Here is a 15,275-nt window from a genome sequence, read left to right as displayed (position 1 = left end):
ATCCTCTGAACGCTACGTCTCGCGGTGCGCGACGCCTGCGCGCACCGCTCGGGGCGGCGCGAAAGAGCCCTCCGGGTGTTGACCCGGAGGGCTCTTCGTCAGATTTTGCGGACTATATGCGGACCGGAAGGGCGCGCAACCGCGGAATCCCGCGTCGGTTCCCTAGACCCCGAAGTACAGCTCGTACTCGAAGGGGTGCGGGCGCTGGGCGATCGGCTGGATCTCGTTCTCGATCTTGTACTCGATCCAGGTGTCGATGAGCTCCTGCGTGAAGACGCCACCGGCGAGCAGGAACTCGTGGTCGGCGCGCAGAGCCTCGAGCGAGTCGAGGAGCGAGTTCGGAACCTGCGGGATGTTCTTGGCCTCTTCGGCGGGGAGCTCGTAGAGGTCCTTGTCGACGGGCTCGTGCGGCTCGATGCGGTTCTTGATGCCGTCGATACCGGCCATGAGCTGAGCCGCGAACGCGAGGTACGGGTTGCCCGAGGCGTCGGGCGCGCGGAACTCGATGCGCTTGGCCTTGGGGTTGGTGCCCGTGATCGGGATGCGGATGGCAGCGGAGCGGTTACCGGCCGAGTACACCAGGTTGACCGGCGCCTCGAAGCCCTTCACCAGACGGTGGTAGCTGTTGAGGGTCGGGTTGGTGAAGGCGAGGACGGCGGGCGCGTGCGCCAGCAGACCACCGATGTACCAGCGGGCGATGTCGGAGAGCCCGCCGTAGCCGGTCTCGTCGTAGAACAGCGGCTTGCCGTCGTTCCACAGCGACTGGTGGGTGTGCATGCCCGAGCCGTTGTCACCGAAGAGCGGCTTCGGCATGAAGGTCGCAACCTTGCCCCACTGCTCGCAGGTGTTCTTGACGATGTACTTGAACTTCAGGATGTCGTCGGCCGCGTGCAGCATCGTGTCGAAGCGGTAGTTGATCTCCTGCTGACCACCCGTGCCGACCTCGTGGTGCGAGCGCTCGAGTGCGAAGCCCGCCTCGATCAGCTTGAGGGTGATGTCGTCGCGGAGGTCCGCCGTCTTGTCGACGGGGGAGACGGGGAAGTAGCCGCCCTTGTACGGGGTCTTGTTGGCGAGGTTTCCGCCCTCTTCTTCGCGACCGGTGTTCCAGGCGCCTTCCTCGGAGTCGACCGAGTAAAAGCTCGAGTTCTGCTTCACTTCGTAACGCACGTCGTCGAAGATGTAGAACTCGGCCTCGGGGGCGAAGAACGCGGTGTCGGCGATGCCGGTGGAGGCGAGGTACTTCTCGGCCTTCTTGGCGACCTGGCGCGGGTCCTTGCCGTAGATCTCACCGTTGCGCGGGTTGTAGATGTCGAAGATCATGACGAGGGTCTTGGCCTCGCGGAACTGGTCGACGTACGCCGTGGTCACGTCGGGGATCAGCTGCATGTCCGACTCGTGGATGTTCGCGAACCCGCGGATCGACGAGCCATCGAACAGCTGTCCGACGGTGAAGAACTCCTCGTCGACGGTCGAGGCGGGGATGTTGAAGTGCTGCTGCACACCAGGAAGATCCGTGAAACGGATGTCGAGGAACTTGACGTCCTCGTCCTGGATGAACTTGAGCACCTCGGACGAATCTTTGAACATGAAGACTCCAGAGGTAGAACATTCGGGATCATGCCGGCCTCGGCCAGCCTCCTCGACCCTACCCAGAACCGGTGTCCCGGTCATATCTCGCATGTTTCGGGGATGTTACGGGGCCCCGATTACGCTGGATGCCGTGAGCCTCCCCGCCGAGAACGATTATCCGGGCCAGCGGCTCGGCCTTCCCCGCGAGGGTCGCGGCTCCATCGCCCGGCCGGGGCGCCGGATCGCGGCGCTGTTGATCGACGTCGCGAGCGCCGGTCTGATCGGATACGCATTCTTCTCCGCCCCCGACCCTGTGACGGGTGTTCCGTTCGCCAACCCGATCGCGACGAACCTCATCTTCTTCGCCGTGCAGATCCTGTTCATCCCGCTCTTGGGCGGAAGCCCGGGGCACCGGATCATGGGGATGCGGCTCGAGCTGGCATCCGGGGGCTGGGTGGGCGTCTGGCGTCCGATCGTCCGTACCGTACTGCTGGCCGTGATCATCCCCGCGGTCGTCTGGGACGCCGATCAGCGTGGCCTGCACGACAAGGTGGTCGGCACGGTTCTCGTCCGCACCTGAACCCGAGAGCACCGATGAGAAAGGCCCCCGCCACAGCGGGGGCCTTTCTCATCGAATCAACGGGGGCGCGGTGAGCGCATCTTGGTCGGGTCGACACCCTTCGGGATCGGCAACGACGACAGGCCCTGCGACACCGACGACACACGCTTGATGACGGCAGCCATCGTCGAGCGGTCGACCTTCTTGGGCAGCGCCTTGATGGTCGAGGCCAGCTTGGCGATCGGTACCTCGTCGTCGCCGTGACCGACGTAGAGCACGGTGACGGGGACGCCCGCCGCGACACGCGTCACGCGGGAACGCTCCTCGCCGACGAGACGCGTCAGTCGGCTGCGGTTGCCCTCGCCGATGAGCACGACGCCACCGCGGCCGATGGCGCGGTAGACGGCCTCCTGCGTGCGGGGGTTGACGCCGATCGGCGCCTCCGAGGCCTGCCAGTTACGACCGAGAGACGACGACAGCACGTGCCCGGTCGCGCCGGGCATGCCGTCGATCTTCTTGTACATGGCCGTCGTCGAGAGACGCGTCATGGTGATCATCGAAGCCAGGATGCCGGCCAGCAGACCCGTCACACCCCAGAGGATGACGCTCCACGCCGCCAGCGGCGGGATGAGGAAGCCGACGAGCACGCCGAGGGCGATGCCCACCAGCACGATTCCGGCCAGCAGGAACGGCAGCCACCGGTACTCCTTCTGCGTGAAGGTGTACAGGGTTTTCAGCTGCGAGAAGAAGCCCGGACGCTTCTCGGGCGTGGTGGTGCGAGCGGCCATGAAATTGATTCTATCTTTGCCGCGAGACCTTCCTCCCCAGCGGACGGTTCCGCCGGATGGTCCCCGCTTCCGACTTTTCTCGACACGCGGTCGGAGCGGTTCCGCCACCATCGCGGGATGAGCAGCTCCACGGCATCCGTTCTCGCCGAACCGTTCGATGCGTACCTGCGGCGTCGCGCGCGCAGCACCGTCCCTCTCACCGCGGGGGAGGCGGTGACCGCGGCCGTCGGCCTCCTTCGCGGATGCCGCGGGGCAGCCGCCGCTCGAGAGGGAACGACGTGGTGGCTGACGGCGACCGGCTGCCCCGTGGCCGTGGACGACCCGGGCGGACAGGACGGCGTCGCCGCGACGGCGGAGAGCCTCGCGCACCTCGCCGAGATCGCCGCAGACCCGTCCACCCGCGACATCCTCGGTCGAGCACGAGAGAGCGTCCTGACCCGCCCTCCCCGGGATTGGGATGCCGTCGAAAGACGCCTCTTCTCGCACGCGGCGCCGCTGCCTCTCGTCCTCGGCCCGCTCATTCCGTCCGTCGAAGCGGCTCCGCCTCCAGCCGAGCGCGAAGGTGCGATGGCGCGTGTGCTCGAGTTGGTCGACGCCGATCTGGCCGAGGCGACGCGCAGCGCTCTCGGGGGGATCCGCGAGCGTTGGCGCACGTCACGGATGCTTCGACTCGCGACCGTCGGAGGGGGCCTCGCCGTGATCGCGGTCATCGGCTTCTCGCTCATTCCGGTGGAGCACAGCTCGGCGCCGGCCGCATCCGAACGGACGCTGATGGCTCCCGCACCGACCTTCTCCACGCCGTGGCTGTCGGACCCGCCGCCGGTGGATGAAAGACGCCCGCTCTCCGATGACGTCGAAGAGATCGCGCGGAGGCTCTTCACGGACATCGCCGGATGCCGCGACGACAAGGCCTGCGCGTCGTCCTATGAGGAGAATTCGGTGTTCCCGCGGGAGCCTCTCCTCGCGGATGCCGCCGCGGGGGAGATCGAGGTGGTCGACGACTTCGGGGGAGTGACCGTCGTACGCGTCGACGCTGCAGGATCGACGCAGTACGTCACTCTCGTGCGGCAGAACGAGAGATGGCTGGTCCGCGCCGCCAGAACGGTCGCGGACCAGCCATCATGAGCTGGTGCTCGGCGGGATCAGATCCCGAGATCACCCTCGAACTGCGCCGCCTCGAGGCGAGCCTTGACCGTCCCGAGGAAACGGGCTGCGTCGGCGCCATCGATGATGCGGTGATCGTACGACAGCGCGAGGTACACGTACGAGCGCACCGCGATGGCGTCCTTTCCGTCGACCGAGACGATTCCCGGCTTCTTCACCACGGCGCCGAGGCCGAGGATCGCCGACTGGGGCAGGAACACGATGGGCGTGTCGAACAGCGCGCCGCGCGAACCGGTGTTGGTCAGCGTGAAGGTGCCACCGGCGAGCTCGTCGGGCTTCAGCTTGTTGTCACGCGTGCGGGCAGCGAGGTCAGCGATCTCGCGCGCGAGCTGGGCGATGTTCTTGTCACCGGCGTCCTTGACCACCGGCGTCAGCAGGCCGCGCTCGGTGTCGACGGCGATCGAGACGTTCTCGTGAGCCGGGTAGACGATCTCGTCGCCCTCGACCGTGGAGTTGATGATCGGGTAGGCCTTGAGGCCCTCGATAGCCGCGATGGCGAAGAACGGCAGGAACGAGAGCTTGTCGCCCGTCTTCTGCTGGAACTCGCCCTTCATGCGATCGCGCAGGGCGGCGAGCTTCGTCACGTCGACCTCGACGACAGTGGTCAGCTGGGCCGTGGCCTGCATCGATGCGACGGCGCGCTCGGCGATGACCTTGCGCAGACGCGACATCTTCTGCGTGGTACCGCGAAGAGGCGAGACCTCGACGGGGGCGGCAGCGGCGGGAGCCGCAGCGGCGGGAGCCGCAGCCGGAGCCGACTTCGCGGCCTCGGCGGCCTTGAGAACGTCTTCCTTGCGGATGCGTCCACCGACGCCGCTGCCCTTGACCGAGGCCAGGTCGACGCCCTGCTGCTGAGCGAGGCGACGCACGAGCGGGGTCACGTAGGTGATGTCGTCGTTCGACGACGCGGCGGGAGCCTGCTCGACGGGCTTCTCGGCGGCGGGGGCGGGAGCCGCAGGCTTCTCTTCCGCGGCGGGGGCGGGCTGCTCGGCAGGCTTCTGCTCGGCCGCGGGCTGTTCCACCGGCTTCTCTTCGGCGGCGGGCGCCGGGGCCTCGGGCTGAGCGGCCGGGGCCGCACCGCTGCCGATGCGCGCGAGAGCGGCACCGACGTTGACCGTCTCGTCCTCCTGCACGAGGATCTCCTGCAGCGTGCCGGCGATCGGCGAAGGGATCTCGGTGTCGACCTTGTCGGTCGAGATCTCGAGGAGGGGCTCGTCGACCGCGACGTCATCGCCGACGGCCTTCAGCCAACGGGTGACGGTGCCCTCGGTGACGCTCTCACCGAGCTCCGGAAGCTTCACTTCGGTCGAGTCGCCGGCGGCGGCCGGAGCCGACTGCTCGGCGGGAGCCGCCTGCGCGGCCGGAGCGGACTCGGCGGGAGCGGCCTCTTCCGCGGGCGCGGACTCCTGCTCGGCGGGAGCCGCCTGCGGGGCGTCGTCGGACGACGCAGCGCCCGAGCCGTCGCCGATCTTCGCGAGGACCGCGCCGACCTCGACCGTCTCGTCTTCTTGGACCAGGATCTCCTCGATCACGCCCGAGATGGGCGAGGGGATCTCGGTGTCGACCTTGTCGGTCGAGATCTCCAGCAGACCCTCGTCCTCCTGGACGGTGTCACCGACCTGCTTGAGCCAGCGGGTGACCGTTCCCTCGGTGACGCTCTCGCCGAGAGCGGGGAGGACGACGGAAGTGCTCATGGGTATGTCTCCTTCGTACCGGATGCGGTACCTAGCTTAGTGACCGGTTGCGGTCAGAGTGCGTGCAGGGGCTTGCCCGCGAGGGCCAGGAAGGCCTCGCCGAGCGCCTCGCTCTGGGTGGGGTGTGCGTGGACGAACGGCGCGATGTCCTCGGGGTGGGCTTCCCAGCCCACCGCGAGTTGCGCTTCCGAGATCAATTCGCCGACGCGATCGCCCACCAGGTGGGCACCGACGACGGGCCCGTCGACACGCCGGACGATCTTTACGATGCCCGAGGTACCGATGATCTCGCTGCGGCCGTTTCCGGCCAGGTTGTATTCGTACGCCTTCACGGCATCGGATCCGTAACGATCCTGAGCCTGCGCCTCGGTCAGTCCGACGGACGCGACCTCGGGGTGGGAGTAGGCGACGCGGGGTACGTCGACATCGGGAACGAGCACGGGCGAAAGACCCGCGATCTCCTCCGCGACGAAGATGCCCTGCTGGAAGCCGCGGTGCGCGAGTTGCAGACCCGGCACGATGTCGCCCACGGCCCACACGTGAGCAGCGGCGGTGCGCAGACGCTCGTCGGTCTGGACGAAGCCTCGGTCGAGCACGACCCCGGCCTCTTCGTAACCGAGCCCGGCGGTGACGGGACCTCGCCCGACCGCGACCAGGACGTAGTCGGCCACGAGTTCCGAACCGTCGTCGAGGGTCACCGTCACGGAGCCCGCGGTCTGCGCGAGCGAGGCGAAGCGTCGACCCAGCTGGAAAGCGATCCCGCGCTTGCGGAACGCCCGCTCGAGAGCCTTGCTGGATGCCACGTCCTCCGCCGGCAGCAGATGCGGAAGCGCCTCGATGATCGTGACGTCCACGCCGAACGAACGCCAGACACTGGCGAACTCGACGCCGATCACGCCTCCGCCGAGAACGATCACGCGCTCGGGGATCACGTCGAGCTCGAGCGCCTGCTCGCTCGTCAGCACACGTCCACCGACATCGAGACCGGGCAGGCTGCGGCTGTACGAGCCGGTCGCGAGAATGACGTCGGTGCCGCGATAGAGGTCGTCGCCGACGCGCACCGCGGGTCCGGCCTCGAGGAAGCCCTCGCCGCGGACCACGCGGATGCCGCGGGCCGAGATCAACCCCTCGAGCCCCTTGAACTTCTTGGCGACGATCCCCTCGCGGTACGAGCGCACCCGCACCGGGTCGATGCCCGAGAAGGTCACGTCGACGCCGATATCGGCCGCGCCGCGGGCGGCGTCGGCGACCTCTCCGGCGTGCAGCAGCGCTTTGGTGGGGATGCAGCCGCGGTGCAGGCACGTTCCGCCGAGCTTGTCCTTCTCGACGAGCACCACATCTTTGCCCAGCTCGGCGAGGCGCAGAGCTGCGGCGTACCCGCCGCTTCCCCCGCCGAGCACGACGACGTCGGCGGTGTACTCGGTCACCGCGCGCCGTCCGTGGCCAGCATCTCCACGAGCGAGCGGACCGTTGCTCCCGTCACGCCCTTGTCGGTGTAGCCGAACGGCGCGGACTTGTTCATTCCCACTCCGGCGATGTCGAGGTGCACCCACGGGATGCGGGGGGCGTCGGCCTCCGCAGAGACGCGGCCGACGAAGTGACGGAGGAAGAGCCCGGCGAACAGCGAGCCGCCCGCGGGGTCTCCGATCTTCGCGTTCTGCAGGTCCGCGATGGGGGAGTCGAGGTCATCGACCATGTGGTCGGGCAGCGGCAGCTGCCAGGCGAGTTCTGCCGTGCGGGCCGATGCCGCGAGGTACTTCGCCACCGCGTCGTCGTCGCCCATCACGCCGGTGTGGCGGTTGCCGAGCGCCACGGTGATGGCGCCCGTCAGGGTGGCGACGTCGACGATGAGATCGGGGTTCTCGCGGCTAGCCGCAGCGAGGCCGTCGGCGAGCACCAGGCGCCCCTCGGCGTCGGTGTTCAGCACCTCGACCGTGGTGCCGTCGAGGGTGCGCAGCACGTCGCCCGGGCGCGTCGCACGGCCCGACGGCATGTTGTCGGCGATGCAGAGCCAGGCGCTGACGTGGACGGGCAACTGCATCTCGGCCGCGGCCTTGAGTACCGCCAGCACCGTCGCGGCGCCGCACATGTCGTATTTCATTCCGACCATCGATGCCGGCGGCTTCAGGGAGAGACCACCGGTGTCGAACGTGATGCCCTTGCCGACCAGAGCGACGTGGCGCTCGGCACCGGCGGGGGAGTAGTCGAGGCGCACCATGCGCGGCGGGCGATCCGACCCCTGACCCACGCCGAGGATGCCGCCGTAACCACCCTCGCGCAGGGCGGTCTCGTCGAGCACCTCGACCTCGACGGGGAGACCCTCGACGGCCTTGACGGCGGCGTCGGCGAAGTCGGACGGGCCGAGCCACTCGGCGGGCGTCGTGACGAGGTCCTTCACCAGAGCCACGGCTCCGGCGACGGCCGCGACCGCCGCGGCGTCGGCGTCAGCGGGCGCCTCCTCGGCGACGACGGTCACGCGGGTGGCGCGCACCTTCGCGGCCTTCTTCTTGTAGTCGGCGAAACGGTAACCGCCCAGGGCGGCGCCCTCGGCGATCGGGCGCCAGGCGGAGGAGGCGAGCGACTGCACGGCGATGTGCTCGAAGCCGGTCAGCTGACGAAGACCGGTGCCCGCGGCGTCGCGAAGCGCGGCCTCGGTGGGGTTCGCGCCCGCACCTGCGACGGCGACCGGTGTCGCCACTCCCGGGACGTGAACCCGCTGGAACGATCCGGCGGCACCGGTGAAGCCGACCGCCGACAGAGCCGACCCGAGACCTTCCCAACCGTCGGGATCCGGGGATCCCTCCGAAAGGGTGGGAACGATCAGCAGGATCGCATCGGCGTCGGACTCGAGAGCGGGGGCGTGGGTGTACGCCACGGAGGGAAACGGCATGGCATCCATCCTAGGTTCGAGCGTGTTCGCTAGGAGCGGGACGCACCGCGACCGACGCATCCGGCACGCTCGTAGAGTGGAGACATGCGCTCCTCCGCCCCGCTGTACGACCGCGCCCCCGCGGCGCCACCCGTGCCGTCGGGCCTGCCGCTCGTGATCGCCTTGACCGGTTTCACGGATGCCGGTGGGGCGGTGACCCGCCTGGTCGAGTACTTCCGCAACGACGTGCAGCCCAACGCCCTCTTCGTCTTCGACAACGACTCGCTTCTGGACTACCGCGCGCGTCGCCCGGCGATCACCTTCGTCGAAGACCACCTCACCGACTTCCGTCCGGCGCGCCTCGAGCTCTCGCTCGCGCACGACTCACTCGGACAGCCGTTCCTCCTTCTTGCGGGGTACGAGCCCGACTTCCTCTGGGAAGCGTTCGCCGAAACCGTTCTCGAGCTGTCGGCGGGTCTGCAGGTGTCGTCGATCACCTGGGTGCACGCCATCCCCATGCCGGTGCCGCACACGCGCCCCATCGGTACCACCGTCAGCGGGACGCGCCCCGATCTCGCCGAGGCCCACTCCGTCTGGCGTCCGCACACGCAGGTCCCCTCGACCGCGGGCCATCTGCTCGAGTACCGCTTCGCGGAAGCCGGCGCCAAGGTCGCCGGTTTCGCGCTTCTCGTTCCGCACTATCTCGGTGATACCGAGTACCCCGCTGCGGCCCTCGCCGCCCTCGACAGCCTCACGGTCGCAACCGGTCTGGTGTTCGCAGGCGAAGTGCTCCGCGAAGAGAACCGCGAGTTCCTCGGCAAGGTGACCGAGCAGGTCGAGGCGAGCGACGAGCTGACCCGCATGCTGGAGAACCTCGAGGAGCGCTACGACGCCTACATGGCGGGCTCCACGCAGGCCACCCCGATCATCCACACGGGCGATCTCCCCAGCGCCGACGAACTGGCCGCCGAACTGGAGCGATTCCTCGCCACCCGGCCCGGCGACGACGATCGCCGCGGCAAGCTCGGCTGAGATCGGTCCTGCACCGCACGTTCCCGGTTGCCGAGAAGACGGCATCCGGGAATGCCTTCCTGCTCGCGGACGTTGTCTACGCATAGATCCCAGGCCCACGTCAAGTCCCGGTCCGGGAATGTGAGACAATGAAGAACCTGACCCGTTGTCAACCGGACCAGGAGCCCCCGCTCCTCGGTTCGGGACTTGACAAGGGTCTTACTAGTGTCCGAGAACGACCGGTGGCCGTGCAGCGTGCGTTCCCGGTGAAAGGCGAAACGTGGCAGACACGACAACCAAGACCCGCTCCCGGAGTGCGAAGGACACCGAACTCGAGAACTCCGAGGAGACCGTGACGGCGTCGAAGACGACGACCGCCAAGAAGGCCCCCGCGAAGAAGGCTCCGGCCAAGGCCAAGGCGGCTCCCGCCAAGGCGAAGACGAAGGCCAAGAAGGACGACGACCTCGAAGAAGACGAGGAAGACGTCGAAGTGGGCGATGTCGAGATCGACGACGCCGACGACAGCGACGACTCCGACGACGCGGCCAAGACAGACGCGAAGAAGTCCGACGACGACGACGAGGACGAGACCCCGGCGGCGCCCGCCGAGGCCCTCCCCACCGGCGCGATCGTCATCTCGTCGAGCGACGAGGACGACGTCCCCGTCTACTCCGCGCAGATCACGGGCGCGACCGCCGACCCGGTCAAGGACTACCTGAAGCAGATCGGCAAGGTTCCGCTGCTGAACGCGGCCGAAGAGGTCGAGCTCGCCATGCGCATCGAGGCGGGTCTGTTCGCCGAAGAGAAGCTGTCGAACATGACCGCGGCCGAGAAGACGAGCCAGCTCGGTCTCGATCTGCAGTGGGTCGCCCGTGACGGTCAGCGCGCCAAGAGCCACCTGCTCGGCGCCAACCTCCGCCTGGTCGTCTCGCTCGCCAAGCGCTACACCGGTCGCGGCATGCAGTTCCTCGACCTGATCCAGGAAGGCAACCTGGGCCTCATCCGTGCCGTCGAGAAGTTCGACTACACCAAGGGCTTCAAGTTCTCGACTTACGCCACCTGGTGGATCCGTCAGGCGATCACCCGCGCCATGGCCGACCAGGCCCGCACGATCCGTATCCCCGTGCACATGGTCGAGGTCATCAACAAGCTGGCCCGCGTCCAGCGTCAGATGCTGCAGGACCTCGGTCGCGAACCCACTCCGGAAGAACTGTCGCGCGAACTCGACATGACCCCCGAGAAGGTCATCGAGGTGCAGAAGTACGGCCGCGAGCCCATCTCCCTGCACACCCCTCTCGGCGAGGACGGCGACAGCGAGTTCGGTGACCTCATCGAGGACACCGAGGCCGTCGTCCCGGCCGACGCGGTGGGCTTCACCATGCTGCAGCGCCAGCTCGAGTCGCTCCTCGACTCGCTGAGCGAGCGCGAGGCCGGCGTGATCCGCATGCGCTTCGGCCTCGGCGACGGTCAGCCCAAGACCCTCGACCAGATCGGCGACACGTTCGGCGTCACGCGCGAGCGTATCCGTCAGATCGAGTCGAAGACGATGGCGAAGCTGCGTCACCCGAGCCGTTCGCAGTCGCTTCGGGACTACCTCGAATGAGCGCGGAGGCCAACGCCGGCAAGGCGCTCACCGTCACCGTCGAGGGCACCTCGTACGCTCGCATCCCGATCCGCACGCGGGTCGTCATGCCGGGTGACGACCTCGACGCCTTCATCCTCGAGTACGCGAAGGATGCCGTGCAGCCGGGCGACCTGCTGTTCGTCACCGAGAAGATCGTCGCCATCACGCAGGGTCGTTCGTTCAAACTCGACACCATCAAGCCCCGAAAGCTGGCTCTGTTCCTGTCGAAGTACGTCACTCGCACGCCGTACGGCATCGGTCTCGGCATGCCCGAGACCATGGAGATGGCCCTGCGCGAATGCGGAACGCCCCGCATCCTGTTCGCCGCCGCCGTCTCGGCCGTGACCAAGGCGATGGGTCGCAAGGGCGACTTCTACCGCATCGCCGGCGACAAGGCGCGCGCGATCGACGGCCCCACCAAGGGCACGATCCCGCCGTACAACCAGGCCGTCGTCCTCGGCCCTGAGCGTCCTCGCGAGGTCGCCGCGCGCCTGAAGTCGCTGCTCGGCGGTGACCTGCAGGTTGCCGTGGTCGACATCAACGACCTCGGTGGCAACATCCTCGGCTCCACGATGGACAAGGCCGGCGAGAAGCGTCTCGTCGCAATCCTGAAGGACAACCCGCTCGGCCAGGGACACGAGTCCACGCCGCTGGGTATCGTCCGCCACAGCTGAGACCATCCGACGAGAAGGCCCGCTCCCGTTCCGGGGAGCGGGCCTTCTCGCTGTCCGGATGCCGCGGGGCACGCGGCGAAGACGGCGACCGCCCACGTGCGCCGGGCACCGGATCCAGAGCCCACGCGAGAGGCCCGCCCCCGACGCGGGAAGCGGGCCTTCGGACGCTCGGGCTCAGAACCCGATGGCGGCCTGGTAGCGCGGCTTGTGGCCGGTGCGGATTCCGGTGACGCTCGGCTTGTTCTCGTACACGCCGGCGCCCCAGTTGCCCTCGACGAGCACGGGTCCGTCGGGGCCGACGACGATGTCCCAGCCGACGTACTGCACCTGGGGCACGACGCGCGCGACCCGGTCGACGAACGCCTTCACGTCGTCGATCATCGGCAGCTGGAAGTCGGCGATGCGCGCTCCCGAGTCGGGGTGCAGCTCGTGCACATGCCCGTGCGAGTCGTAGCCGGCGCCGAGGGCGTGGCCGTTCTCGTCGAGCATCGTGTAGAAGCCGCCGAAGGTCATCTGGTCGCTGACCGCTCCGCGGCCGAACTTCTGCGCCATCGCGAGGATGTGCGTCTTGTCTCCATCGAAGAAGGCCGTGACGCGCGTGGTGTTGACCGTGCCGGGGCAGACGGCCGCGAGGTCGTCGTGCTGGCGGATGACCTCTTCGACGAGGATCTCGCCGCGCTCGAGCAGCCCGCGGTGGAACTGCTCCCAGTCCTCGACCTCGGCCGCGTGGTAGCGGTGCACGCCGGTTCCGGCCTGACCGACCGGCTCCTTCGTGACGATGGTGCCGAGACGCTCGGTGAAGGCGCGCAGCTCGTCGGCGTTGTCTGCGTCGACCACCATCCACTCGCGGCGGAGGAACTCGCTGAACGTGCGGTCGAACTCGACCTTGTCCTGGAAGAGGCCGCGGTAGTCGGGGTGGTCGTACTTCTGCGAGATCTGGTTCGACACCGGATGCGTCATGTAGGTGGCGCGCTCGGCGGGGGTGAGGATCGCGAAGTCGTAGTCGATGTAGTCCTGGAAGCCGACGTTCTTCACACCCGCTTGGAACAGCATGTCGGCGACGACGAGCGGCAGGGCCTTGCCGTGCTGGGCCGAGGCTTCTTTGGCGCGTTCGACGACGGATCCGACGTCGATGCGGCGGGCGCGTCCGGCGAGGTAGCGAAGGCGCGTGACGGGGGAGAAACCCTGCTGAGGCATGTGGCTCCGGGGTCGGGGAAGGAGGACCCCGTTAGTCTAAAGGGGTGACCTCCACGCTCCCTGCCCGCTTGCCCGCGGCCGGGGGAGTGGCGCCCGTGGCGCTCGTCTCGGAGTCCGCCCTGCGTCAGAACGCCCCGCTCGCCCTCGCGGCCGGCACCGGCTCACGCGCCGACGACGTCTTCGCCGCCGATGCCTGGGGCCACGGCGCGGAGTGGGTGGCATCCGTGCTCTCGGATCTCGGGATGGATGCCGCACCCCTCGACGCCGCGGTCCTGTTCGGCCTGCCCGGCTCGCACGCTCGCCCCGTGCTGTCGCTGCGCGGTCGAGCGCTCGGCACCAAGCCCCTGCTGCGCGGCGAGGGCGTCTCGTACGGGTACACGCACCGAGCGCCCCTCGACACCACCGTCGCCCTGGTGACCGGCGGCTACGCCCAGGGCGTCGTGCGATCCCTGGGCAACGCGGTCTCGGTCTCGATCGACGGCCGACGTCATCGCATCGTCGGGCGCGTCGCCATGGACGTCTGCGTCGTCGACGTCGAAGACGCCGTCGTGCCGCGCGGCTCCGAGGTGGTCTTCTTCGGCGACCCTGTCGCGGGTCACCCCTCGCTGCGGGAGTGGACGGATGCCACCGGCCTCACCCCGGCCGAGATCATCGCCGTCGTGGGGGTCCGCGCGGATCGGAGGGTGACCGCGTGAGCGCCGTCTACCGCGTCGACCTCGACGCTCTCGCCCGGAATCTCCGCCGCGTGCGCGAGGCCGTCGCCCCCGCCACTGCCATGCTCGTCGTCAAGGACGACGCCTACGCCCACGGGCTCGAACCGATCGTGAGGCGTGCCGTCGAAGAGGGCGTTCGCTGGATCGGCGCCTTCGACGTGGTCACCGGAACCGAGGTCCGCCGCATCGCTGGACCCGACGTCCGCATCTTCGTGTGGCTCATCGGCGGGAGCGACGACCTCGCCGCGGGCGTCGATGCCGACCTCGACCTCGGTATCGGCGACGAAGCGCTGCTCGACGATCTCGCGGGTCTCCGCCTCGAGCGCCCCGCACGCGTGCACCTCAAGATCGACACGGGCCTGCACCGAAACGGGATCCGTCCCGAGCGGTGGAACGCCGCACTCGCGCAGACCGCCGCGCTGGTCGCCGACGGCCGCGCCGTGTTCGAGGGCATCTGGTCCCACATCTCGGAAGCCTCGGATGCCGATGACGACGACGCCCGTGCGGTGTTCTTGGCGGCGCGGGAGACCGCGCGCGCCGCGGGGCTCGATCCCCGCTTCTCCCATCTGGCAGCCAGTGCGGCGGGTTTCGCCCGGGGCGAGTTCCGGGAGGATCTGGTGCGCGTCGGGGCGTTCTCGTACGGCATCCGTCCCGCCGGCGGACCCAGCGAGGTCGAGCTGGGCATAGAGCCGATCAGCCGCCTCACCGCCACGGTGACCGCCGTCGACGCCGCGGGCGTCCACCTCGACGTCGGAAGCCTGCACGGGCTGCCGAGCGCCCTCGGCGGACGTTTCGACGCGCCCACGCCGGAGGGGCCTCGCCGCGTCGAGGCCATCACCCCGACCGAGACGGTGCTCGCCCCGTGGGCGGGTGCCGCTCCCGGTGACGAGATCGTGCTGTTCGGCTCGGGCGCCCTCTACGGCGTCACCGACCTCGCCGAACTCATCGACACGATCGGCGAAGAGATCGCGTTGCGCGTGTCTCCCACCGTGCCGAGGTCCTATCTCACCGATCGAGCCTGAGACGCGAAACGGGCCCCGACGCACAAGGTGCGCGGGGCCCGTTTTCGATGACGCGGTCTTACTCGGCGGCGTTCAGTCGCGCCGTCTCGTCGTGCCACGAGGTGGCGACGCTGCGGAGCTTCTCTTCGTACTTGCGGCCGTGGTGCGCACAGAACAGCAGCTCGCTGCCGTTGACCGTCGCGGCGATGTACGCCTGTGCGCCGCAGGAGTCGCAGCGATCCGCCGCCGTCAGGCGGTGGTCGAGGACGGCTGACGCTTCGGGTGCAGTCGTGGTGGTCATGTCGGGTGCCCTCCTCAGGTGGTCGTGGGCGAGTCTCCATATACAACCACGCGGATGTTTCCCCTATGCCGCGGCTTGATCACATTTCGCTGTGCGCGTACGGTGACCCGA

General features: G+C 68.6%; 14 protein-coding genes. 7 read left to right on the top strand and 7 right to left on the bottom strand.

Annotated features, from left to right (window positions below; translation table 11 throughout):
• Positions 1-162: 162 nt before the first annotated feature.
• The gene (gene glnA, locus AB6V29_RS01325) at positions 163-1,587 is read right to left on the bottom strand and encodes a type I glutamate--ammonia ligase (protein ID WP_103209374.1); all 1,425 of its coding nucleotides are present in this window, start codon (positions 1,585-1,587) and stop codon (positions 163-165) included.
• A gap of 133 nt (positions 1,588-1,720) precedes the next feature.
• On the opposite strand from glnA, the gene AB6V29_RS01320 reads away from it, so the two are divergent.
• Entirely contained in the window at positions 1,721-2,149 is a 429-nt protein-coding gene (locus tag AB6V29_RS01320) for an RDD family protein (RefSeq protein WP_369356593.1), read from the top strand.
• A gap of 56 nt (positions 2,150-2,205) precedes the next feature.
• Here the strand turns inward: AB6V29_RS01320 and AB6V29_RS01315 are convergent, their stop codons facing one another.
• Entirely contained in the window at positions 2,206-2,916 is a 711-nt protein-coding gene (locus AB6V29_RS01315) for a DUF4191 domain-containing protein (RefSeq protein WP_210075018.1), read from the bottom strand.
• Between the two features lie 117 nt (positions 2,917-3,033).
• Here AB6V29_RS01315 and AB6V29_RS01310 point away from each other — a divergent pair, with 117 nt between their 5' ends.
• On the top strand, positions 3,034-4,041 hold the full coding sequence (locus tag AB6V29_RS01310) for a hypothetical protein (RefSeq protein WP_369356591.1): 1,008 nt from the start codon (positions 3,034-3,036) through the stop codon (positions 4,039-4,041).
• 17 nt (positions 4,042-4,058) lie between these two features.
• Here AB6V29_RS01310 and sucB read toward each other — a convergent pair whose 3' ends face one another.
• Genes sucB through AB6V29_RS01295 form a run of 3 tightly spaced genes read right to left on the bottom strand, consistent with a single transcriptional unit; the run spans position 4,059 to position 8,664 of the window.
• On the bottom strand, positions 4,059-5,774 hold the full coding sequence (gene sucB, locus AB6V29_RS01305; protein WP_369356589.1) for a 2-oxoglutarate dehydrogenase, E2 component, dihydrolipoamide succinyltransferase: 1,716 nt from the start codon (positions 5,772-5,774) through the stop codon (positions 4,059-4,061).
• Positions 5,775-5,827: 53 nt separating this feature from the next.
• The gene (lpdA, locus tag AB6V29_RS01300; RefSeq protein WP_369356587.1) at positions 5,828-7,201 is read right to left on the bottom strand and encodes a dihydrolipoyl dehydrogenase; all 1,374 of its coding nucleotides are present in this window, start codon (positions 7,199-7,201) and stop codon (positions 5,828-5,830) included.
• Positions 7,198-8,664: a leucyl aminopeptidase gene (locus AB6V29_RS01295; RefSeq protein WP_267787250.1), complete on the bottom strand. Its 1,467-nt coding sequence runs from the start codon at positions 8,662-8,664 to the stop codon at positions 7,198-7,200. Before AB6V29_RS01295 ends, lpdA begins: the two co-directional genes overlap by 4 nt.
• Positions 8,665-8,748: 84 nt before the next feature.
• Between AB6V29_RS01295 and AB6V29_RS01290 the strand changes: the two genes are divergently transcribed.
• The 3 genes from AB6V29_RS01290 (at position 8,749) to AB6V29_RS01280 (ending at position 11,952) form a co-directional block, all read left to right on the top strand.
• Positions 8,749-9,675: a PAC2 family protein gene (locus AB6V29_RS01290; RefSeq protein WP_210075029.1), complete on the top strand. Its 927-nt coding sequence runs from the start codon at positions 8,749-8,751 to the stop codon at positions 9,673-9,675.
• Positions 9,676-9,934: 259 nt separating this feature from the next.
• Positions 9,935-11,257, top strand: a complete 1,323-nt coding sequence (locus AB6V29_RS01285) for an RNA polymerase sigma factor (RefSeq protein ID WP_210075030.1) — start codon at positions 9,935-9,937, stop codon at positions 11,255-11,257.
• The gene (locus AB6V29_RS01280) at positions 11,254-11,952 is read left to right on the top strand and encodes a coenzyme F420-0:L-glutamate ligase (RefSeq protein WP_210075033.1); all 699 of its coding nucleotides are present in this window, start codon (positions 11,254-11,256) and stop codon (positions 11,950-11,952) included. The genes AB6V29_RS01285 and AB6V29_RS01280 overlap by 4 nt, the downstream gene beginning before the upstream one ends.
• 174 nt (positions 11,953-12,126) lie before the next feature.
• On the opposite strand, the gene AB6V29_RS01275 is transcribed toward AB6V29_RS01280, so the two are convergent.
• The gene (locus tag AB6V29_RS01275; protein ID WP_210075035.1) at positions 12,127-13,149 is read right to left on the bottom strand and encodes a sugar-transfer associated ATP-grasp domain-containing protein; all 1,023 of its coding nucleotides are present in this window, start codon (positions 13,147-13,149) and stop codon (positions 12,127-12,129) included.
• A gap of 44 nt (positions 13,150-13,193) precedes the next feature.
• On the opposite strand from AB6V29_RS01275, the gene AB6V29_RS01270 reads away from it, so the two are divergent.
• Both AB6V29_RS01270 and AB6V29_RS01265 read left to right on the top strand, forming a co-directional pair.
• Positions 13,194-13,844 carry an alanine racemase C-terminal domain-containing protein gene (locus AB6V29_RS01270; RefSeq protein WP_369356584.1) on the top strand — a complete coding sequence of 217 codons (651 nt, stop codon included), beginning with the start codon at positions 13,194-13,196 and terminating at the stop codon, positions 13,842-13,844.
• Positions 13,841-14,884, top strand: a complete 1,044-nt coding sequence (locus AB6V29_RS01265; protein ID WP_369356582.1) for an alanine racemase — start codon at positions 13,841-13,843, stop codon at positions 14,882-14,884. The genes AB6V29_RS01270 and AB6V29_RS01265 overlap by 4 nt, the downstream gene beginning before the upstream one ends.
• A gap of 58 nt (positions 14,885-14,942) precedes the next feature.
• Here the strand turns inward: AB6V29_RS01265 and AB6V29_RS01260 are convergent, their stop codons facing one another.
• A complete protein-coding gene (locus AB6V29_RS01260; protein ID WP_115918381.1) occupies positions 14,943-15,164 on the bottom strand; it encodes a hypothetical protein in 222 nt (73 codons plus the stop codon).
• Positions 15,165-15,275: the final 111 nt, after the last annotated feature.

The sequence above is a fragment of the Microbacterium sp. 20-116 genome (genome assembly GCF_041079415.1).
Classification (GTDB): domain Bacteria; phylum Actinomycetota; class Actinomycetes; order Actinomycetales; family Microbacteriaceae; genus Microbacterium.
The sequence above is the reverse complement of the archived record's forward strand: the minus strand, read 5'-3'. Positions and strand labels throughout refer to the sequence as shown.

Coding starts and splice junctions, on each gene's coding strand:
- glnA (WP_103209374.1), bottom strand. CDS start 1,587: ATGTTCAAAGATTCGTCCGAGGTGCTCAAGTTCATCCAGGACGAGGAC.
- AB6V29_RS01295 (WP_267787250.1), bottom strand. CDS start 8,664: ATGCCGTTTCCCTCCGTGGCGTACACCCACGCCCCCGCTCTCGAGTCC.
- AB6V29_RS01290 (WP_210075029.1), top strand. CDS start 8,749: ATGCGCTCCTCCGCCCCGCTGTACGACCGCGCCCCCGCGGCGCCACCC.
- sucB (WP_369356589.1), bottom strand. CDS start 5,774: ATGAGCACTTCCGTCGTCCTCCCCGCTCTCGGCGAGAGCGTCACCGAG.
- AB6V29_RS01260 (WP_115918381.1), bottom strand. CDS start 15,164: ATGACCACCACGACTGCACCCGAAGCGTCAGCCGTCCTCGACCACCGC.
- AB6V29_RS01315 (WP_210075018.1), bottom strand. CDS start 2,916: ATGGCCGCTCGCACCACCACGCCCGAGAAGCGTCCGGGCTTCTTCTCG.
- AB6V29_RS01280 (WP_210075033.1), top strand. CDS start 11,254: ATGAGCGCGGAGGCCAACGCCGGCAAGGCGCTCACCGTCACCGTCGAG.
- AB6V29_RS01275 (WP_210075035.1), bottom strand. CDS start 13,149: ATGCCTCAGCAGGGTTTCTCCCCCGTCACGCGCCTTCGCTACCTCGCC.
- AB6V29_RS01310 (WP_369356591.1), top strand. CDS start 3,034: ATGAGCAGCTCCACGGCATCCGTTCTCGCCGAACCGTTCGATGCGTAC.